Origin of the sequence: Salibacterium salarium (genome assembly GCF_030813635.1) — a bacterium.
Lineage (GTDB): Bacteria > Bacillota > Bacilli > Bacillales > Marinococcaceae > Salibacterium > Salibacterium salarium.
This window is the reverse complement of record NZ_JAUSUM010000004.1, coordinates 205,393-223,017: the sequence shown is the minus strand read 5'-3', so window position 1 is coordinate 223,017 and position 17,625 is coordinate 205,393. Positions and strand designations below refer to the sequence as shown.

Annotated in this window: 16 protein-coding genes; 4 read left to right on the top strand and 12 right to left on the bottom strand. The window is 38.2% G+C overall.

Features of this window, described 5'->3' with window-relative positions; genetic code table 11:
• Positions 1-179 precede the first annotated feature (179 nt).
• From J2S78_RS15255 to J2S78_RS15240, 4 genes are all read right to left on the bottom strand, one after another.
• Positions 180-1,229 (bottom strand): NAD(P)/FAD-dependent oxidoreductase, encoded by a 1,050-nt coding sequence (locus J2S78_RS15255; RefSeq protein ID WP_125560172.1) that lies wholly within the window; start codon positions 1,227-1,229, stop codon positions 180-182.
• 141 nt (positions 1,230-1,370) lie between these two features.
• Complete coding sequence (locus J2S78_RS15250; RefSeq protein ID WP_306899938.1) at positions 1,371-1,841, bottom strand: HAD family hydrolase; 471 nt, start codon at positions 1,839-1,841, stop codon at positions 1,371-1,373.
• The gene (locus J2S78_RS15245; protein WP_306899937.1) at positions 1,775-2,026 is read right to left on the bottom strand and encodes an HAD hydrolase family protein; all 252 of its coding nucleotides are present in this window, start codon (positions 2,024-2,026) and stop codon (positions 1,775-1,777) included. Before J2S78_RS15245 ends, J2S78_RS15250 begins: the two co-directional genes overlap by 67 nt.
• A gap of 140 nt (positions 2,027-2,166) precedes the next feature.
• The gene (locus J2S78_RS15240) at positions 2,167-3,750 is read right to left on the bottom strand and encodes a glycoside hydrolase family 43 protein (RefSeq protein ID WP_442476012.1); all 1,584 of its coding nucleotides are present in this window, start codon (positions 3,748-3,750) and stop codon (positions 2,167-2,169) included.
• A 361-nt stretch (positions 3,751-4,111) separates the two neighbouring features.
• On the opposite strand from J2S78_RS15240, the gene J2S78_RS15235 reads away from it, so the two are divergent.
• Entirely contained in the window at positions 4,112-5,320 is a 1,209-nt protein-coding gene (locus J2S78_RS15235) for a Bcr/CflA family efflux MFS transporter (RefSeq protein ID WP_306899936.1), read from the top strand.
• 60 nt (positions 5,321-5,380) lie between these two features.
• On the opposite strand, the gene J2S78_RS15230 is transcribed toward J2S78_RS15235, so the two are convergent.
• Positions 5,381-5,569: a hypothetical protein gene (locus J2S78_RS15230; RefSeq protein ID WP_306899934.1), complete on the bottom strand. Its 189-nt coding sequence runs from the start codon at positions 5,567-5,569 to the stop codon at positions 5,381-5,383.
• Positions 5,570-6,162: 593 nt separating this feature from the next.
• Here J2S78_RS15230 and J2S78_RS15225 point away from each other — a divergent pair.
• Together J2S78_RS15225 and J2S78_RS17120 are read left to right on the top strand one after the other, a co-directional pair.
• Positions 6,163-6,942 carry a metal-binding protein ZinT gene (locus J2S78_RS15225; protein WP_306899932.1) on the top strand — a complete coding sequence of 260 codons (780 nt, stop codon included), beginning with the start codon at positions 6,163-6,165 and terminating at the stop codon, positions 6,940-6,942.
• Positions 6,943-7,216: 274 nt separating this feature from the next.
• Positions 7,217-7,303: a putative holin-like toxin gene (locus J2S78_RS17120; RefSeq protein ID WP_221761387.1), complete on the top strand. Its 87-nt coding sequence runs from the start codon at positions 7,217-7,219 to the stop codon at positions 7,301-7,303.
• 476 nt (positions 7,304-7,779) lie between these two features.
• Here the strand turns inward: J2S78_RS17120 and J2S78_RS15220 are convergent, their stop codons facing one another.
• From J2S78_RS15220 to J2S78_RS15190, 7 genes are all read right to left on the bottom strand, one after another.
• The gene (locus J2S78_RS15220) at positions 7,780-10,674 is read right to left on the bottom strand and encodes a DEAD/DEAH box helicase (protein WP_306899931.1); all 2,895 of its coding nucleotides are present in this window, start codon (positions 10,672-10,674) and stop codon (positions 7,780-7,782) included.
• Between the two features lie 21 nt (positions 10,675-10,695).
• Positions 10,696-11,097: a (deoxy)nucleoside triphosphate pyrophosphohydrolase gene (locus J2S78_RS15215; protein ID WP_306899929.1), complete on the bottom strand. Its 402-nt coding sequence runs from the start codon at positions 11,095-11,097 to the stop codon at positions 10,696-10,698.
• A gap of 364 nt (positions 11,098-11,461) precedes the next feature.
• A complete protein-coding gene (uvsE, locus tag J2S78_RS15210; RefSeq protein ID WP_306899927.1) occupies positions 11,462-12,427 on the bottom strand; it encodes a UV DNA damage repair endonuclease UvsE in 966 nt (321 codons plus the stop codon).
• 108 nt (positions 12,428-12,535) lie between these two features.
• Positions 12,536-13,180 carry an RDD family protein gene (locus J2S78_RS15205; protein ID WP_306899925.1) on the bottom strand — a complete coding sequence of 215 codons (645 nt, stop codon included), beginning with the start codon at positions 13,178-13,180 and terminating at the stop codon, positions 12,536-12,538.
• Positions 13,181-13,380: 200 nt separating this feature from the next.
• Complete coding sequence (locus J2S78_RS15200; RefSeq protein ID WP_306899923.1) at positions 13,381-14,826, bottom strand: nitrate/nitrite transporter; 1,446 nt, start codon at positions 14,824-14,826, stop codon at positions 13,381-13,383.
• Between the two features lie 183 nt (positions 14,827-15,009).
• Entirely contained in the window at positions 15,010-15,696 is a 687-nt protein-coding gene (locus J2S78_RS15195; RefSeq protein WP_306899921.1) for a phosphatase PAP2 family protein, read from the bottom strand.
• 72 nt (positions 15,697-15,768) lie between these two features.
• Positions 15,769-17,202 carry an MDR family MFS transporter gene (locus tag J2S78_RS15190; protein WP_306899920.1) on the bottom strand — a complete coding sequence of 478 codons (1,434 nt, stop codon included), beginning with the start codon at positions 17,200-17,202 and terminating at the stop codon, positions 15,769-15,771.
• Positions 17,203-17,441: 239 nt separating this feature from the next.
• Between J2S78_RS15190 and J2S78_RS15185 the strand changes: the two genes are divergently transcribed.
• Entirely contained in the window at positions 17,442-17,588 is a 147-nt protein-coding gene (locus tag J2S78_RS15185; protein WP_306899918.1) for a hypothetical protein, read from the top strand.
• The last annotated feature ends 37 nt before the right edge of the window (positions 17,589-17,625 follow it).

Below are 17,625 nucleotides of genomic sequence, written 5' to 3'. Positions count from 1 at the left end.
CATGTAAAGGATTTATAATGGAAAGATTAATTTTGTATATATTTTACGTGTAAGAGTCATTTTTTGTAGCCGCACCTCATCGCCCAATCTGTCTTTTCTCTACAATTGCTTCCTTCTACCGCTTTCGTCTAAAAGTAAAAGAGACAAACGGGTCGGTCCGTTTGTCTCTTTTTATTCACTTACTTCACCATTCGTTTAACTAATTCCTTATTACGTTGTTTGAATATTTCGTTATGGGAGGAAATCATTCCTTTTTCTTGAGCTTCCGGTTCAACAAATTGTTTTGCTTTGTTCACAGCATTTGCTGCATCTTGAAAAGCTCCAGCAATCAAGTTTAATTTGCCGTCATGTTTTAAAATATCGCCCGCAGCATAAAGCCCATCAACGGAAGATTCACTATTAGCATTACCACTAATAAAGAAATTATCAGCCATCGAAATGTTGAGATTACTGTTTTCGAGTAATTCCGCATCCCTCTCATAGCCATGATTTATAATCACCTCATCCACAGGTAACACAGCTTGCTCTTCGGTATCTTGGTGCGTTAACTCCACACTTTCGATAGCGTCGTGCTGACCATCTGCTATCAGTTTTGTTATCGAAGTATTAAAGTAACATTCAACAGAACTATTAAGAAGTTGCGTTACTTGTGACTCGTGCCCTTTTAAATGGTCTTTCCTATATGTTAAATATACTTTTTCAGCAATGGACTCTAGTTCATTGGCCCAGTCTATGGCTGTATTTCCACCACCTGAAATAATCACTGTTTTACCTTTGAAACGCTTTAAAGATTTCACTGTATAATTCAAATTCGATACTTCGAACCTCTCCGCTCCTTCTACTTCAAGCTTTTGAGGATTCAAAATACCACTTCCTACCGTAACAATAACCGTTTTAGAAATATGTTTTTCACCTGAGGCGGTGTGCAATACAAAATGACCTTCTCGATTTTTTGTGATTTTCTCTACTTTTTCATTCAGAACTGTTTCCGGATTAAACGTTAACCCTTGTTCTACCAATTGATCAATTAATGCAGCACCTGAAGTTGGAGTCAGACCGCCAACATCCCAAATGACCTTCTCCGGATAAACATGTACCTTGCCACCTAAGTATGGTTGATATTCGATTATTTTTGTTTTCATTTCTCGCAGACCACTGTAAAACGCAGAATAAAGCCCGGCTGGACCTCCTCCGATAATTGTTACATCAAACAATTCTTTCTCGTTCATATTTTTCCCTCCGATTCTGCGTCGTTATAGTTACATTCTACCGAAACTGATAATCATTATCAATATAAAATTATATGGTGACTGGTTAAACATGTTAAGAGCCGAATCTCGAACGTAGAGATTCGGCTCTATAACGCTTCTTTATTTTTCGGTTAAAACGTGTAGTAACTCTTCAAAAGAGTCTACTTTCGTATCCGCCGCTTCCAGTTCTTCATCACTTCCATTTCCGAAACGACAGCCGATAGTGGGTAAGTGATTTTCAGTCCCAGCTTCGATATCAGAAGAGCGATCTCCAATCATGATAGCGTCCTTTCCTGCTTTCTCTAGAATCGTCCGCACCAGTTCTACTTTGTTTCCAGATTGATATTGCTGTACCGAATAAATCCCTTCAAACAACGATGTTAACCCTTCTCGTTCCAAAGCCCCCGGTACGTACTCCGCATTGCCATTACTAGCAACGTATAACTGATATCCCTGTTCCGATAAGGCAGAAAGTGTCTCTTTCACTCCCGGAAAAAGATCTCCATTTCCATTATCAACTTCTCTTAAAATAAAACGGTCCAATACGGGTTCCAAATCATCGATGACACTTTCCGAAGCCTCTGGCAGCAATTCCCGAAACGCTTGATGATAAGGCTCGCCGATGACACCGACACGATCTTTTTCCGTCCATCCTTATCAGCATGCATTCCTTGTTCTACCGCGTACCGAAGAGCATTTTCAATCGCCTGACTTAACAACTCTCTACTATCAAATAACGTTCCATCCATATCAAAAATAAGTACGTTCGCTCCCATAACTGCTGCCCCCTATGTGTTTTATAACAAAATTGTATCACAACATTTTATTATAATTCCCCATTTTCCTTTTCAATCAAAAATGCCATAGTACACAAGATAGAAGCTTGTATACTATGACACTTTCTGTTTCCTCGTTATTATTTCAATGCATTGGTTCGGCTTCCCCAAATTGTCATTCCTTGATCAGATACTGCAGTAAACGTCCATACATTCTGTTCTTCCAGCGGGTCCCATTGTTTAACAAAAACTCCACTGTATGTCTCATCATCAACGGTGACTCGAACCTCATTTTCATTTAAGAGCTCCCACGTTCCATCTATTTCACCTGAAACGTCGTTGTTGTCGTGTAACGTTACTTCCGATGATGTTTTTACTTCATCCGTATTATCTTTTTTATGGTTAATAAATTTATAGTCTCCAACTACATTTTCTTCTGATACATCCTCTAAACTTTCTCCAGTATAGCGATACGGCGCAGCAACTGGCCAATCATTTTCATTCATGTACAATGGGTGTACACGTACTTCAAACTCTTCTCCAGAGTCTGGGAAACGTGTATGAAACACGAGAAATTGCTGATTGGTATCGGGGTCAACATAGACAGAATTATGACCAGGTGAAAAATAACCTAGACTAGATTCATCATCTGATGTACTTTCAAATTCATAGTGCCCCATCAACTTATTTCCAAATGGCGCATTGTCTGTGTCCTCAGGAAGAACCGCAGGATTTCCTTCTGCATCAACAAATGGTCCATTCGGATTTTCGGACCGGAACACGCGCATGTTGTACTCTCCGTCCGCTCCAAGCCATCCATATGTTTTGTATAAAAAGTAATAATCACTTTCCTCATCATACACGATATACGGACCTTCGCCTGATTTTCCATATCCCCCTGAAATTTTTGTCCCAAAATAACGGTCTACCATACGTCCATCTTCTGTTTCTCCGTCTTCCTCTGGATAAACGACCTCTCCTGTCTCTTTATCCAGTTCATATAAAAAGATACCGCCAGACCAGGACCCATAACTCATCCAAAGTTTTCCGTTTTTATCATAAAAAACATTGGCATCAATTGCATTTGGATATGCCATGTTGTTATAAGAACCATCGTCATTAAACCAATCGGAATTCATTTCACTAACATGACCCTCATCAACCAAACTAGGAATGTTTGTATTCGTCCATTTTTTGTTAACATCACTGTTCTCATCATAGTCTTCCTGCTCCGTAAACCCGGAGTAAACAACCGTATCCACATATTCATAAGGACCTTCTATATCCTTAGAAACAGCATAACCTATCGCTGAACGAATATAGGTGGACGATGCAGAATAATAAATCATGTACGCACCAGTCGACCCATCATCATTCACATAATCTTTATTCCAAAATATTTCCGGCGCCCATACAGCAAACCCTCCTTGGCTGTCCGCATCGTCTTCACCAGCCCATTCAAAAGATTCAGATAGATTCTCAGACAAATCCCCATATAATGTATTATTAGGCGTTTCATATCCATTCGTGAATGATTCCCAATTCATTAAATCCTTTGATTTTGCCGCTTCAATATGTGTACCGAAGACATAAAACGTGTCCTCTTCTTTTATGATAGACGGATCGTGTACCGCAACTTCTGAAAAGTTTGGTTCTTCATCTTTTTTGTTATCATTTTCAGCAGATTCGTCACTTTCCACATTTGTTTCCTCCTCGTCACTCATAGTACTTATCCAAAAAATAACACCAACGAAAACAACGGCTGCTGCGCTCAATAGCACCTTTTTGAACATTTTCTTATTTTCCATTAACATATCCCCTCCTGTTAAATTAAGCGCTTACAAAAATGTCATGTCCTTACAAGTTAAGCGCTCAATCTTCAGATTACATTAATAACGAAATTTTCTCAATATTTTTGCGAAAATTGTACGTACCTCTTGCGTCGTTTTGTATTAACGTAATATTCGATATAGTACTCCGTTCTTACTATGGCACAAATAATGCATAAACTGTCTCTCCGTTTATTTTTTATGATATTCTAATAGAGTGCTTTTATACAAATATCGAAGAGGTGTTAACAGATATATGATACATAATCCAACAGGAAAAGAGCGTTTTGGCTTAGCTCTTCTACTCGGCATGCTCGGTATATTAGGACCTCTTAATATTGATATGTATTTACCGAGTTTTCCCGATATCGCAAGTGACTTAGGAGCTCGTGCTTCCTTTGTACAACTTAGTTTAACAAGCTGTTTGATTGGGTTGGCTGTCGGTCAGATCATTGTCGGGCCTATCAGTGATGCGCAAGGGAGAAGAAAGCCTTTAATGATATCAATCTCTCTATTTGCGTTATCATCCCTCCTTTGTGCTTTAGCGCCAAATATCGCGACGTTAGTAGGAGCACGATTTTTGCAGGGATTAACTGCTTCAGCAGGTATTGTCCTTTCCCGTGCAGTCGTGCGCGACGTGTTTAGCGGTCGAGATCTTACGAAATTTTTTGCGCTTTTAATGGTCATAAACGCAGTGGCTCCTATGGTTGCGCCAATAATGGGCGGAGGCATTTTGCTTTTACCCTTTGCAAGTTGGAATACCATTTTTTATTTCTTAGGTTTACTCGGACTTATCATCGTTCTAATTGTAGCATTTAGACTAAAAGAAACGTTGCCGCCGGAAAAACGAACGCCAAGCTCGATAGGACATTCTCTTCAAACGATAGGCAGCCTTTTGAAAGATCGATCGTTTATTGGTTATGCCTTAACTATCGGTTTTGTGCACGGAGGAAGTTTTGCCTACGTTTCGGGAACACCGTTTGTTTATCAGGGTATTTATGGGGTGTCCCCACAAGCCTTTAGTATATTGTTTGGTATTAATGGGCTTGCTATTATTTCAGGAAGTTTTATCATCGGACGTTTAGGAGGAATTGTTCACGAGAGAAATTTATTGAAAACCGCTGTTATTACGGCTGTTATTGCAACCTCATTCCTTCTAGTTATGACGATTATCGAAGGCCCGCTGGCAGCACTTGTTATACCAATATTTATTTATATGACTTGTATGGGTATGGTATTAACAAGTACTTTCACACTAGCAATGGAGCACCAGGGGCACAGGGCAGGAAGCGCAAGTGCTTTACTAGGAATGCTGCCGTTATTATTCGGCTCCACCGTCTCCCCACTTGTTGGTATTAATGAGACAACCGCAGTCCCAATGGGAGCCATATTATGTATTACTGCAACTATCGGTTGTACTGCCTTCTTTTCCTTAACTAAAAAAGATTACCCAACAACAAATTAGTCTGTTAAAGAGACTTCCATATGATTGGAAGTCTCTTTGTTACGTATAGTTTTTGCTACATTAGATACTAAAAAAGATAGAATAAATGAGCAATAGCGCTAAAATCACTATGATGGCATCTCTGGAAACGTTTCTAAGCGTTGGGTTTTCAAATGTTTTATTTAATAAATAGAAAAAACCTACCACCCATATCCCATTCTGGAAAAAAGTAGATATAATATCTTTAACCATAGTAAAAAATAAATCCATACGATGCCCTCCTTACTGTCATGAAAATTTTAACATAAACAACAGTAGATGAGTTATTATCATTTAATAAAAGCGCAAGCGCGCCGTGAATAGTGGAAGTTCGGCTAAGAACGCCTCGTCCTGTAGGTCTTCGTGTGGCTCGGATCTGGATCCCGAAAACGTCAACATTTTATACTATCTATTTTTCGAGTAGGAGTATTTTTTACCAAATGTATTTGGACCCGGAAACGAGTCAAATAACGGACTAAATGTCCGCGTAGCTTCTATACTCTTCATTTTTGCTAGCGAACCTCCGTGCCATGCGACATTCAAACCAACGCCCTGCTTTATTTCCTCCACCTCATGGGTTTCCTTTGTTCGTCTATCAGAAGGATTCCTATCAGGGGAGAATATCAACCTTTTTCAGAGGGAGACATCGCCTCCCACTCCGGCTCATCTAATAGCTTTTCAGTATAGAATCTCCCCCACCCGAAGAAATGTCGAAATGGACACTCTATTGGAAAAATCTATATATTTATCCTTGACTTGGCCATAAGGAGATGTATATAATACAAGTCGTAACTATTACGATTTAATTAGAAGGAGTGTTTGGTATGAAAGTTTTTTTTGCAAAAGGTATAAGCACAATAGCTATCAGTTCATTACTAGTAGTAGGGTGTCAGACTTCAGATTCATCATCCGAAAGCGATTCTGCTGATAATGAAGCAACACCAACTTCAGCAGATTCAGAAGACTCTTCTGAATCACAAGAACAAACGTCTGAGAGTCACACACATGAAAATGAACACGATCACGACCATGAGCACGATCATAGCCACGCTGATGATGAAGAAGCACAACAAATCTATGACGGGTATTTTGAAGACAGCCAAGTAGAAGATCGTTCCCTCTCCGATTGGGAAGGAGACTGGCAATCTGTCTATCCATATCTGCAAGATGGTACGCTTGACGAGGTATTTACTCATAAAGCGGAAAATGAAGGTGATATGACAGAGGAAGAATATAAGGAGTATTATCATGAAGGATACCAAACGGACGTTGACCGTATCACAATTCAAGAAGACACAGTAACCTTCTTTAATAACGGTGAAGAAAATTCTGGTGAATATGTCTACGATGGGTATGAAATTCTAACATACGATGCGGGAAATAGAGGAGTAAGATATATATTTGAGCTAGCGGAAGAAGCGGAAGGAGTTCCTTCTTATATTCAATTTAGTGATCATAGTATCTATCCAAATGAAGCTGATCACTACCACTTGTATTGGGGAGACGACCGTGAAGCTTTATTGGATGAAGTCACAAATTGGCCTACCTACTACCCATCAGCAATGGATGGACATGATATTGCCCATGAAATGATCGCGCACTAAATAATAAATCACCATTTTATTTTTTTATTAGGCAGGACATAAGAAAAGAAAAGTCGAATGGCTCTTTTATAAGAACCATTCGACTATACGGACTATAGCTTTTTAGCTCAACTTCCCTTTATTCCATTAACGTGTAAGAAATAGGAAAGATAACCTAATACATTATCAACTATTTTTATTATTATTGCGAGAAAACATTTAAGTCTTTACATTTTATGGTACACTAAAAGCGCTAGTCCTTTTAGCAGAATGAGTGATCCTCTGGTAAGAGGAGGTGATTCACTTGAGTCCGTTTGAAGCACTTAGCCTAATGGTAAGCTTTGGAATGCTGATAGCGGTTCTGCTCACACGAAAAGATTAGTGATTTGTATTACACTCATTCTGCCTTGATTCGAGGTGTGAGGGCACCTCGATCATTTTCTTTATTTTCGCATATTTCAGATTATACCGTGTATTCATTTAAACATCAACTACGTTTTTTCCATTCTTATGAACTCCACGGTAAAATCTCTGCCACCACGTTTTTTTATCTGTAAACGTAGTATGCATTACTTAATTAAATACCCTCCTTTAAACGTTAGAAACATCAACACATCAAACCATGATGTATAACAGCAAAGAAGTGAAGGAGGCCACACATTGAAGATTAAATCGAAGAAAAGATGGTTATTCTTTTTCATTCGCATAGAAGGAACACTTGCACGTATGGAAACAGACCAACCGTAGAGTCAGAAATCGAACGTTTAACTTCCTGCTAATTTCTCCTTATCTGTACCTCTCCTACTGAAAACGATAGTCTCAATGAGTCCCTTAAAACCAACATACAGCATCCTTCATTTATGCGTGTTGTTTAATATAATGATAGAGCTTATTATCCATCTTTTGTTCCATTCTCATATTCATCTTCACAACAGGAAGGTTCTTATCATCCTTTCCTTTCATCCTTGTTTCTTCTACACTATCCTTCTCTGGTACAGCCTTCCCTAGATAATAAAAATCGCTTCCTTCATCGTCATCTTTTTTCACAAAAAGATGAATGTTTATATTGTTCTCTTTTGCATGTATTATTTTTTGCACCTCATTGGATTGTAATGTCCGGTTGCTCCGAGTGTACCATTTTAGTACGTCTTGACTGATAAACTCATCCCCATAATCAACACTAGTCTCTACAGTATCGTCTTTATGATACGTTACGAAAATGGGACATGTCTGGTGCTTAGTCTTATAACCATATACTGTTGAGCTTTCGTCTTGTTTCCAATTTAATAGTTTTACAACATCTTTCCTTGTATATTTATCATATAATTGAAATGGTGTATCACATGGATATTTCTCACTTTTTGCTTCTGCTGTATCCACAATATCCTTCATTAGCTTTTTATAATATGGATTCTCCCGAAGACTTATTTCTATGTCATTATTAAACTCGTAGGTTAAATCATGGTTTAACGTAACCATTGGAATATTTCCATATTTCTTTTTGTTATTTTGGGTGAAAAAAGATAAATCAAAGATATTCTCCACAGATGCAATAGTTGCATCGTCGGTGCGACAACCTTTATTTCTTAGTGAATGAATAAAGTGTTCACGAGATACTTTTTCTTGTTGTAACAACATTTTCAATAGCACGACCTCATGTTTTCGTTTTCCATTTAATACTTCTTGTGAAAGCATTGTTAGTATATTATTTTCATATTCATTTATTTCACAAGTCTGCTGTTTCATTTTCTTTAGAAACTGATAGTAATTTGATTTCCCGACTAAAACAACGGGATCGATCGAATGATTTTGTATAAAATCATATAGATACGGAACCCTTCCGAGACGGTTTTTCAGGTTCTTGTAAGCATCCTTTAAAATTTTCATTGTTGTTAAATTAGTCGTATCAATAGATTTGAAGATCTGTTTTTTCGCGATTTCTTCAAAGTGAATCGTTGATACTCCTTTAATGTAACTAGTATCTTTCATTCGTCTGCGAATGTTGTCCTTATTTTGTGACTTATCCCCGGACAAGGCAACAGGAATTAGATAGTTATTTTTATAGTTACCAATAAAATCAATAACCGTCACATAATCTTTCGTCTCGTTTTTACGGAGTCCTCTTCCTAACTGTTGAATAAAGATGATACTAGATTGTGTTTGTCTAAGCATAACTACTTGATTAATACTTGGGATATCAACACCCTCGTTAAATATGTCGACGGTTAAAATATAATCGAGCTTGCCATTTTCTAACTCATTAATACGTTGTAAACGTAATTCTTGAGAGTCATCACCTGTTAGTGCCACAGTGTTGAAATTCTTTTCATTCATTACTTTTGAAAGATGATGAGCTTCTTCTTTTCGACTGCAAAAAATAAGACCTCTGACTCGTTCTCCTGAATACCCGTAGTAATGAATTTTATTCAAAAGATGATTCACACGTTCCTCTGTGACGAGATTTGCTAATTCCGTTGCGTCATCTACAATACTTCCGTTATATTCAAAATCAGTGACACCAAAATAATGGAACGGGCATAGCATATCTTCTTCTAATGCTTCTTGTAACCTGATTTCATAGGCAATATTATAATCAAATAATTCATAAATATTAAAGTCATCTGTCCGTTCAGGAGTTGCAGTCATTCCCAACATGAATGTTGGAGTAAAATACTCTATCACCTTATGGTAAGAATTTGCTCCCGCCTTATGTACTTCATCAATCACAATATAATCAAACTCCGTTGGGTCAAATTCCTGCAAGTTTTTTTCCTTTGATATTGTTTGTATGGTTGCAAATAAATATTTGGCACCTTTGTCTTTATTAGATCCAGACAAAATACCAAAATCTTTATCAGCACCGCCGAGCACTCTTTGAAAATCATTTATAGCCTTTTGCAATATTTGCTCACGATGAACGATAAATAACATACGTTTTGGTGCAAAGCGCCGCACATCAAAAACTGATAAGTATGTTTTACCTGTACCTGTTGCTGATATGATTAATCCTTTTTCCTTACCATCTTCCCGCACTGCTTCAATGTCTCTTAATGCTGCTTCCTGCATTTTATTCGGTTCGATTTGCATCGACTCTTCTACTGGATTTTTTACGTAGTCAGAAGGAAAGTCTGCAATTTGATTGACCGGTTTCTGTTCCACCAACTCATTATACTTTTTCTCATATTCCAAAACCCATTCAGATGTTAAACATATAGCGTCTTTCCAAACATCATCAAATTGGTTTTTAAAGTGATAAATAATTTCCCCGTTTTCGTAAGACGTTAATTTGACATTCCATTCATAGTTTACTTTCATCGCATGAGACGTTAGGTTTGAACTACCGACGATAAGAGAGTAATGAGTATCTTTCTCAAAAATATAACCTTTTGAGTGAAAACCTTCCACGTTCGTTAATCTCACTTCTACATTTTTTAACTTCAATAGTTCTCGAAAGACCTTTGGTTGATTAAAATTCAAAAATGTAGATGTCAAAATGCGGCCGTGAATACCTTTTTCCCTAAGGTCAAACAAATGAGATTTTAATGAAGCTAACCCACTTTCGGTAATAAAAGCAACAGAAAAAATAAAAGACTGACAATGGTCTAGTTCTTCTGTAATAGATGATAAAACATCTTCACTTTTTTCCTTTTTATTAAGTAAAAGTTGTGGTTGATGATCTCCTTGATAAGGATAAGATTGATCAATAAAACCTTTATGTAAAGAAGCTTCTAGTTTTGAAATAAAGTTTCCCATTAGATAAACCACCGTTTGTTTTTAATGTGAAGTAAATGCTCTTGAAATTTTTTCAATTGCCGGGATGTCTGCTGGAGCCCAATCTAACGTATGCAACTGGCTGGGAGACATCCATTTTATAGCTGCATGTTCTGTCAAAACAGGCTCTCTATCAATAACAGTGCAATAAAACGTCGTTAAATGAACAATTCCAAAATCGTATTCATATACGGTATGATCAATTTGTTCACCAATTTCAATAGTACAATGCATTTCTTCTTCTATTTCTCGTTTTAATGCCTTTTGTGGTGATTCCCCTTCTTCGATTTTCCCACCTGGAAACTCCCATTTAAAAGGTAACGACTTGGAATTTCCCCTTTGAGCACACAATATCTTCTGGTTTTCCACTATCACAGCACCAACAACATGAATGTTCTTTTTCATTTGATCACTTCCTGATTCGTTCGTATTGTAACGCTTGATTTGCTGTTGCCTACGTTATGCTTATAATACCAAATCTAAATCTATCTGACTATTCTTACCATATGATAGACTGGTTGTATCGAATGATACGTTGTTTTCTACTTTTTTGTGTATATTATTTTTATTCGGATTGGTTCTTCTCCTGACAATTCCAGATAAAAGACGAAAGTACAAATATGGGAAACATCGGCATAGGGAAAAAACACAGCAGGAAAAAGACGCTGCATTTGCTGAAACAAAAGAAAAAGGCAGAGGCGGACTGCCAGGAGGGGGATTTGGCGGTGGAGGACATAAATTTCTCAATCATCAAATTTTTGACGCATCCTTAATGGATGACAAAGCTCGCATCATCTACTAGTTCGATATCGGAGTGATGCTTTAGATCCTGCATGATATTAAAAAGGGCTTCATCTTTTCTTTTTGCTTCTATCATACAATCTATTTGCTTCACGCTTCCTTTGACAGTACGAAGAAAGCGGAGAAACATGTCGGGGGCAACGTGATCGGCGTGACTTCGGAACTCTTTTTCATTTTTAGGACTCGAAATGTGCATTTTTAAAGGGAGCGGGGAATACTTCCATGTATCAATGACACGTGACCATTCTGTTTCCCAGTTTACATCACCATGGTTTGCCAAATGATGATGATAGTCAAAAATAAGCGGGACCCCTAATTTTTCACATAAATACAAGACATCGTTTAAATGAAACGATTTGTCGTCATTTTCAAGCATAATCATTTCTTGAACATCTCCCGGGATTTCCTTCCAATTCGAAATAAATCGCTCGAGTGCCGTCTCCTTATTTTGATACATTCCTCCTACATGCAACACACAGCGATGCTTTGGATCTACCCTCATCCCTTTTAATAATTTTTTATGTACCCCTAATATTTTGATCGACATGGCCAGTACTTCTTTTTTTGGTGAATTTAAGATGACAAAATGGTCTGGATGAAAGTCTACACGCATTTGATTTTTTTCAATATAGTGACCTACCTCCTCTAAATATTCTTGTAGCGGCTGTTCGTAATTCCAATCTGACAAATCTTGATGTGTAGCAAGCGGGACCAAGCGGGAACTAAACCTATAAAAGGCAATATCATGAGCCACACAGTGCTTTAAAATCCGGTGAGAATTCTGCAGATTAGATTGAGCAATCCTCTCCAATTTACGAATGGCCGCTTCCCGATTTTCATGTTTTTGAAATTGTGCGTAGGTCATGGTTTGCGAAGGGGATGCATTTTTTAACTCCATACTCATTGCGACAAATCCAAGACGAACATAAGTCATCCGGTATCTTCCTTTCTCTATACCATTTATTATTATTGTGTCCAACCACTGCTTTTCAAAACAGAAAAACCGACATCCTCCAAGGACATCGGTTTTTCATCAGTTGGTTTATCTTTTCTTGATAACTAAAGTGCTTGACATCATATCATGTAAAGCTTCCTTATTTTTTGTAAGACCAGCCATTATGTAGCCAATACCTAAAATTATCCCTGAAAGTAAGTATCCAAAGTACCGACCAAAGCTCTTCCAGAATGATATTTTTCCACCGTTATAATCAATAACCTTGATTCCTACTGCCTTTTTTCCAATCGTAGCCTGCCATTTAGAGCAGTGGAATATAGTAAAATAAAAGAGGCCGATAAGACCACTTAATAAGTTCACAATAAAATTCACTAACATTAGCTTCGCTTCCGCTTCCGCTTCCGCTTCCGCTTCCATATTGTAATCGACATAAAGGGAATCTGGACTCAATGATAATCCTACTATAAAACCGGTGATTGAAAGAATACCTGCTGGCACTGCAAGAATTATACAATCAATAAGTACAGCAGCTACCCGGAGCCAAAATCCAGCATATTCTTCACCGCCACTTGATTGGAGCATTTCTCCACAATTCACGCACATTTCCTGGTGGGCTTTCGTCTCTTCTCCGCAAGATTGACAATAGTTACTGCTTTGATTAGGCCGAAACCCACATGACATGCAATAATTATTGTGTTGATTAACTGTACTTCCACATTCCCTGCAATACATTGCGCTCACTCCTTCCAAAACCTTATAATTTAAAAAAAATATAGAAAGACACAGACCTCATTCATTCTAATGGATTTTCCCTAAAATATCTATAGATTTTACAGAATATGACGCTAATGTCATATTCAAATGAAAAACCTCGAATCACTATATTAATGTGACTCGAGGCTTCTACCATTGTGAATCATATGGCTGTGATATTATAATGCCGCGGCTTTTTGTTGTTCTTTTTCCTCGGCAGCTTGTGCTTCTGTTTCTTTCAAAGGTTCTTCAAGAAAGAATGTGCAGGCAAAACATATCACTGCAGATAAGCCTATAACTAAGAAGAAAATACTAGGACTAACAAAGCTCAATACGGTTAGAAATATAACAGATCCGACATTCCCATATGCTCCAACCATTCCTGATATTTGACCTGTAACTCTCTTTTTGACGAGGGGGACCATGGCATATACTGCTCCTTCTCCAGCTTGTACAAAGAACGAACAAGACATCGTCAGAATGACAGCAAGCCAAACGGGCCATGTTGAACCGATCTGTGACATTCCCATATACCCAACGGCTAGTCCGGCTGTCAGAATGATTAACGTTTTTCTTCGTCCAAACATATCACTGAACCATCCGCCGCTTGGGCGTGACATTAAATTCATAAATGCAAAACTTCCTGCAATCAAGCCTGCCTGGGCAACACCTAACGAAAACGTCTGTTCAAAAAATTGCGGTAACATCGATATGACGGCAAGTTCAGATCCAAACGTACAAAAATATGCAAAGTTCAAGATGGCCACTTGCTTAAAAGAATATTTATCCTTTTCCGGGACTCCTTCTTTCAAATGATCTTTATTGACATTGAATATTTTTGAAATATTATAAATAAACAGAATAATCAAACTAATATATATGATAGTTGCCGTTGTCGAAGTGATAAACTCTAAATGATCCAGACGATACGTTTGAAAAGCTAATATCCCAAACACCGGTAAACTCATTAACATTAACCCTACCATATCTTTATAACTTGTGACCTCCAACGCTCCACTTTTTTTCGGTCGCTTGTAAGTAACACCTTCTGGAGTATCATTCACAGAGCGCATAAAGATAAAACCATATACAAGAGCAATGACACCGGTCAAAGCTGTAGCATAACGCCAACCGTCCTCGCCTCCAAAAATAATAGCAAGAGTCGGTAATGTCATCGAAGCAGCGGCGGAACCAAAATTCCCCCATCCGCCATATATCCCTTCTGCGACACCGACACGATTTGGCGGAAACCATTCCGCTACTAAGCGAATCCCAACAACAAACCCAGCACCAATCATAGCTAAGAACATTCTAGAAATCATTAATTGCGTGAAAGATGTAGATAAGGCAAAAGTGAAACACGGAATACTTAATATAATTAGAAGCCAAGAATAAACGTTTCGAGGACCAAATCGGTCAACTAGCATACCAATGGCGACACGAGCTGGAATCGTTAAGGTAACGTTTGCTACTGCGAGTAGAGCAACTTCATCATTCGTTAGATCAAAAGTGCTTTTCAACGTTGTCATAAACGGCGCCATGTTGAACCAAACTACGAACGATATGAAAAAAGCGAGAGTCGTAAATCCTAACACCTTCACATTTCCCTTATAGGCATTTTTCATTTTATCAACCTCCATTAATATGTAAGTTCGGTACATGTATTATTATAATTTTTCTAAAAGCTATATCAACGAACTCGTTATATAAACTCACACACTATTCAGATAATATTTGTATCTCATGTTTATACACATAAAAAAGAACTACCTCGAATCAGTGTTTTACCACTAACGAGATAGTTCTTCCTATTTCTTTTTTCGCCATAAGGTGTATTCGAGAATGAGAATACAAATCACAAGCCAAGTTAGACCTAAGGCAAATCCAGCCAATACATCCGTAACATAATGTACACTTAAGTAGACACGGCTCATTCCAATTAGTAAAATGAGGAAGCTTAATAAACCACAAAGGGTCCATTTCAACCATTTTTTTAACTGGCTTTTAGCTACTATATATACGAGAAAACCGTAAAACACCATCGGTCCTGTTGAATGGCCGCTCGGAAAACTAAAGCCTGTCCCATCGAATTCCTCTAACAAATCCGGACGTTTCCGCTCAAACGTGACTTTCAATAATTTTGTCAGAACACTGATGCCAATCATGGCAACCGCGAAATAGAACAGACGCCACCGTTTTCTATCATAGGCGAACCAAATAAATATACAAACAAATATAGAAGCAATAACGAGCCATGTAACAGACCCTAACTCTGTTATCCACGCCATCCATTCATTTAACCATAGCGTTTCAATTGAATCTATAAAGGCAGCGCCATGTCTGTCAATCATAAACTTCTCTTCTTCGAGAACTCCTTCCGCCAATTCAGCGAAAAGAAACGACGCTCCTCCCAAAGCAAGAAGTGCTAATACTATATACACGTAAGTTTTTATTGGTATATTACTTAAGTTAAATATAATCAACCGTCGTTGCAATCGTTCTCTCCTCTTTTACCACAGTGTATATATAACTATTCCCGACTTCTGCGCAAAAAAAACGGACTTTACTTATACATGATTCCTTCCATATTCTGCATCCCATTCTTCATCAGTAGGTGGATACGTTTTTTTCAGCTGAAAAGACAGAATTAATGCTATGACTGTAAGAAGAGCAATTAGAAAAAAGGCCACTTGCGCACCAAAGATTTCTGGATGTTCAATAGCAGTACTTCCATTAACAGCTTCCGTCGTTGTTGTCATCGTCGTGACAAGTACAGCTGTTCCGATAGACGCTGCCATCTGCCGCATCGTATTCGTCACTGCCGCCCCATGCGGAATCAGTTTCGGCGGCATCTGATTTAGTCCGGCCGTATTCACCGGCATCATCACCATCGAGAAACCAAACATCCGAATGGCATACATCAATCCTACATAAAAGAGCGTTGTCGTCGCATCAATGAAAAGAAATCCTAATGTTGACAGCGACATGAGAAAAAGACCTGGAATAGCAAGGGAACGTGCTCCAATTCGGTCAAAAATTCGTCCAGTAACAGGAGCCATTAACCCAGCAATAAGAGCCCCAGGAAATAATACAAGACCTGATTCCATTGCCGAAAATCCGCGCATGTTTTGTACATATAATGGAATGATTGTTTCCAACCCAATTAACCCCATAAAACCAACCATACAGATAATCGTTGAAAGGGTGAAAATTCTTTGTTTAAACACCCGAAACTCAAGCATCGGGTGGTTCATGCTAAGCTGACGCAAGATGAAAAAGATAATAGCCGCTGAGCCAAACACAAGCACGCCAAGCGTAATAGGATGTGTCCATCCATTATTACCAGCACTCGTAAACCCATACAAAAGTCCGCCGAACCCAAACGTTGATAATATAATTGATTTTGGGTCGACTTTCGGGTTTTTCAGTTCCGTAACATTTCTCATAATAAAATAAGCAATGACTATCATTATAAGGGCAAGCGGAAGAATCCCCCAAAACAAATAACGCCATTCCAAATTTGATGTTACCCAGCCGGATAACGTCGGTCCGATTGCCGGTGCAAACGAAATAACCAGCCCAATGTACCCCATGGCTGCCCCTCGTTTTTCAACCGGAAATATAAGCAGGAACACCGTCTGCATAAGCGGAAGCATCACACCAGCTCCGGCAGACTGAATGATTCGCCCTGTAATTAATAATGGAAAATTAGTAGCAAGCGCTCCGAACAATGTACCAAACGCAAACACGCCCATCGCTGTCATAAATAACTGTCGTGTTGTGAATTTTTCCATCAAAAACGCTGATATCGGAATCATGATACCGTTTACAAGCATAAAGACGGTAGTTAACCACTGTGCTGTATTTGCTGTAATATTCATTTCTTCCATTATTGGCGGAATCGCCGTAATCATCAGTGTCTGATTTAATACCGCAACAAATGAACCGGCAATCAATAATGATGCTATTAAGACTCTACTATACTCTTGTTGTTGCCCCATACAAATGACTCCTCTTTGTTATATAAAATCTATCGGTATATTTCGTGAGACTAATAGAAAATTATACCCTTTCCTTAGAAATGTGACAAATGAACACAAATAGATTATATTGGTGAGAATAATTCATAAATCGGCAATAATAAAGATTTTTCGCTACTACATCACAAGTTATAATCATAAGATTAGAGGGAAACCTATATGATGGCATTACAAAAATGGATGACAAGGAGAGATGTGGTTTGGATCCACTTACAATAATTATCCTCATCGTTATGATTATTTTCTTATTCCCGCTTATCATGCGTGGTGTTGGCTGTATTTTACGCATCGTCGCTCTCGCTGTTCTCATTATTGGCGCACTCATTCTGTTAAGTTTGCTTTTATAGCAAAAAAGCTCAAGTTAGACTCACTTGAGCTTTTACT

Excerpts from the sequence above, each read along its gene's own strand:
- J2S78_RS15255 (WP_125560172.1), bottom strand. The coding sequence starts at position 1,229 with ATGAACGAGAAAGAATTGTTTGATGTAACAATTATCGGAGGAGGTCCA.
- J2S78_RS15245 (WP_306899937.1), bottom strand. The coding sequence starts at position 2,026 with ATGGGAGCGAACGTACTTATTTTTGATATGGATGGAACGTTATTTGAT.
- J2S78_RS15240 (WP_442476012.1), bottom strand. The coding sequence starts at position 3,750 with ATGAGTGACGAGGAGGAAACAAATGTGGAAAGTGACGAATCTGCTGAA.
- J2S78_RS15235 (WP_306899936.1), top strand. The coding sequence starts at position 4,112 with ATGATACATAATCCAACAGGAAAAGAGCGTTTTGGCTTAGCTCTTCTA.
- J2S78_RS15230 (WP_306899934.1), bottom strand. The coding sequence starts at position 5,569 with ATGGATTTATTTTTTACTATGGTTAAAGATATTATATCTACTTTTTTC.
- J2S78_RS15225 (WP_306899932.1), top strand. The coding sequence starts at position 6,163 with ATGAAAGTTTTTTTTGCAAAAGGTATAAGCACAATAGCTATCAGTTCA.
- J2S78_RS15220 (WP_306899931.1), bottom strand. The coding sequence starts at position 10,674 with ATGGGAAACTTTATTTCAAAACTAGAAGCTTCTTTACATAAAGGTTTT.
- J2S78_RS15215 (WP_306899929.1), bottom strand. The coding sequence starts at position 11,097 with ATGAAAAAGAACATTCATGTTGTTGGTGCTGTGATAGTGGAAAACCAG.
- uvsE (WP_306899927.1), bottom strand. The coding sequence starts at position 12,427 with ATGACTTATGTTCGTCTTGGATTTGTCGCAATGAGTATGGAGTTAAAA.
- J2S78_RS15205 (WP_306899925.1), bottom strand. The coding sequence starts at position 13,180 with ATGTATTGCAGGGAATGTGGAAGTACAGTTAATCAACACAATAATTAT.
- J2S78_RS15200 (WP_306899923.1), bottom strand. The coding sequence starts at position 14,826 with ATGAAAAATGCCTATAAGGGAAATGTGAAGGTGTTAGGATTTACGACT.
- J2S78_RS15190 (WP_306899920.1), bottom strand. The coding sequence starts at position 17,202 with ATGGGGCAACAACAAGAGTATAGTAGAGTCTTAATAGCATCATTATTG.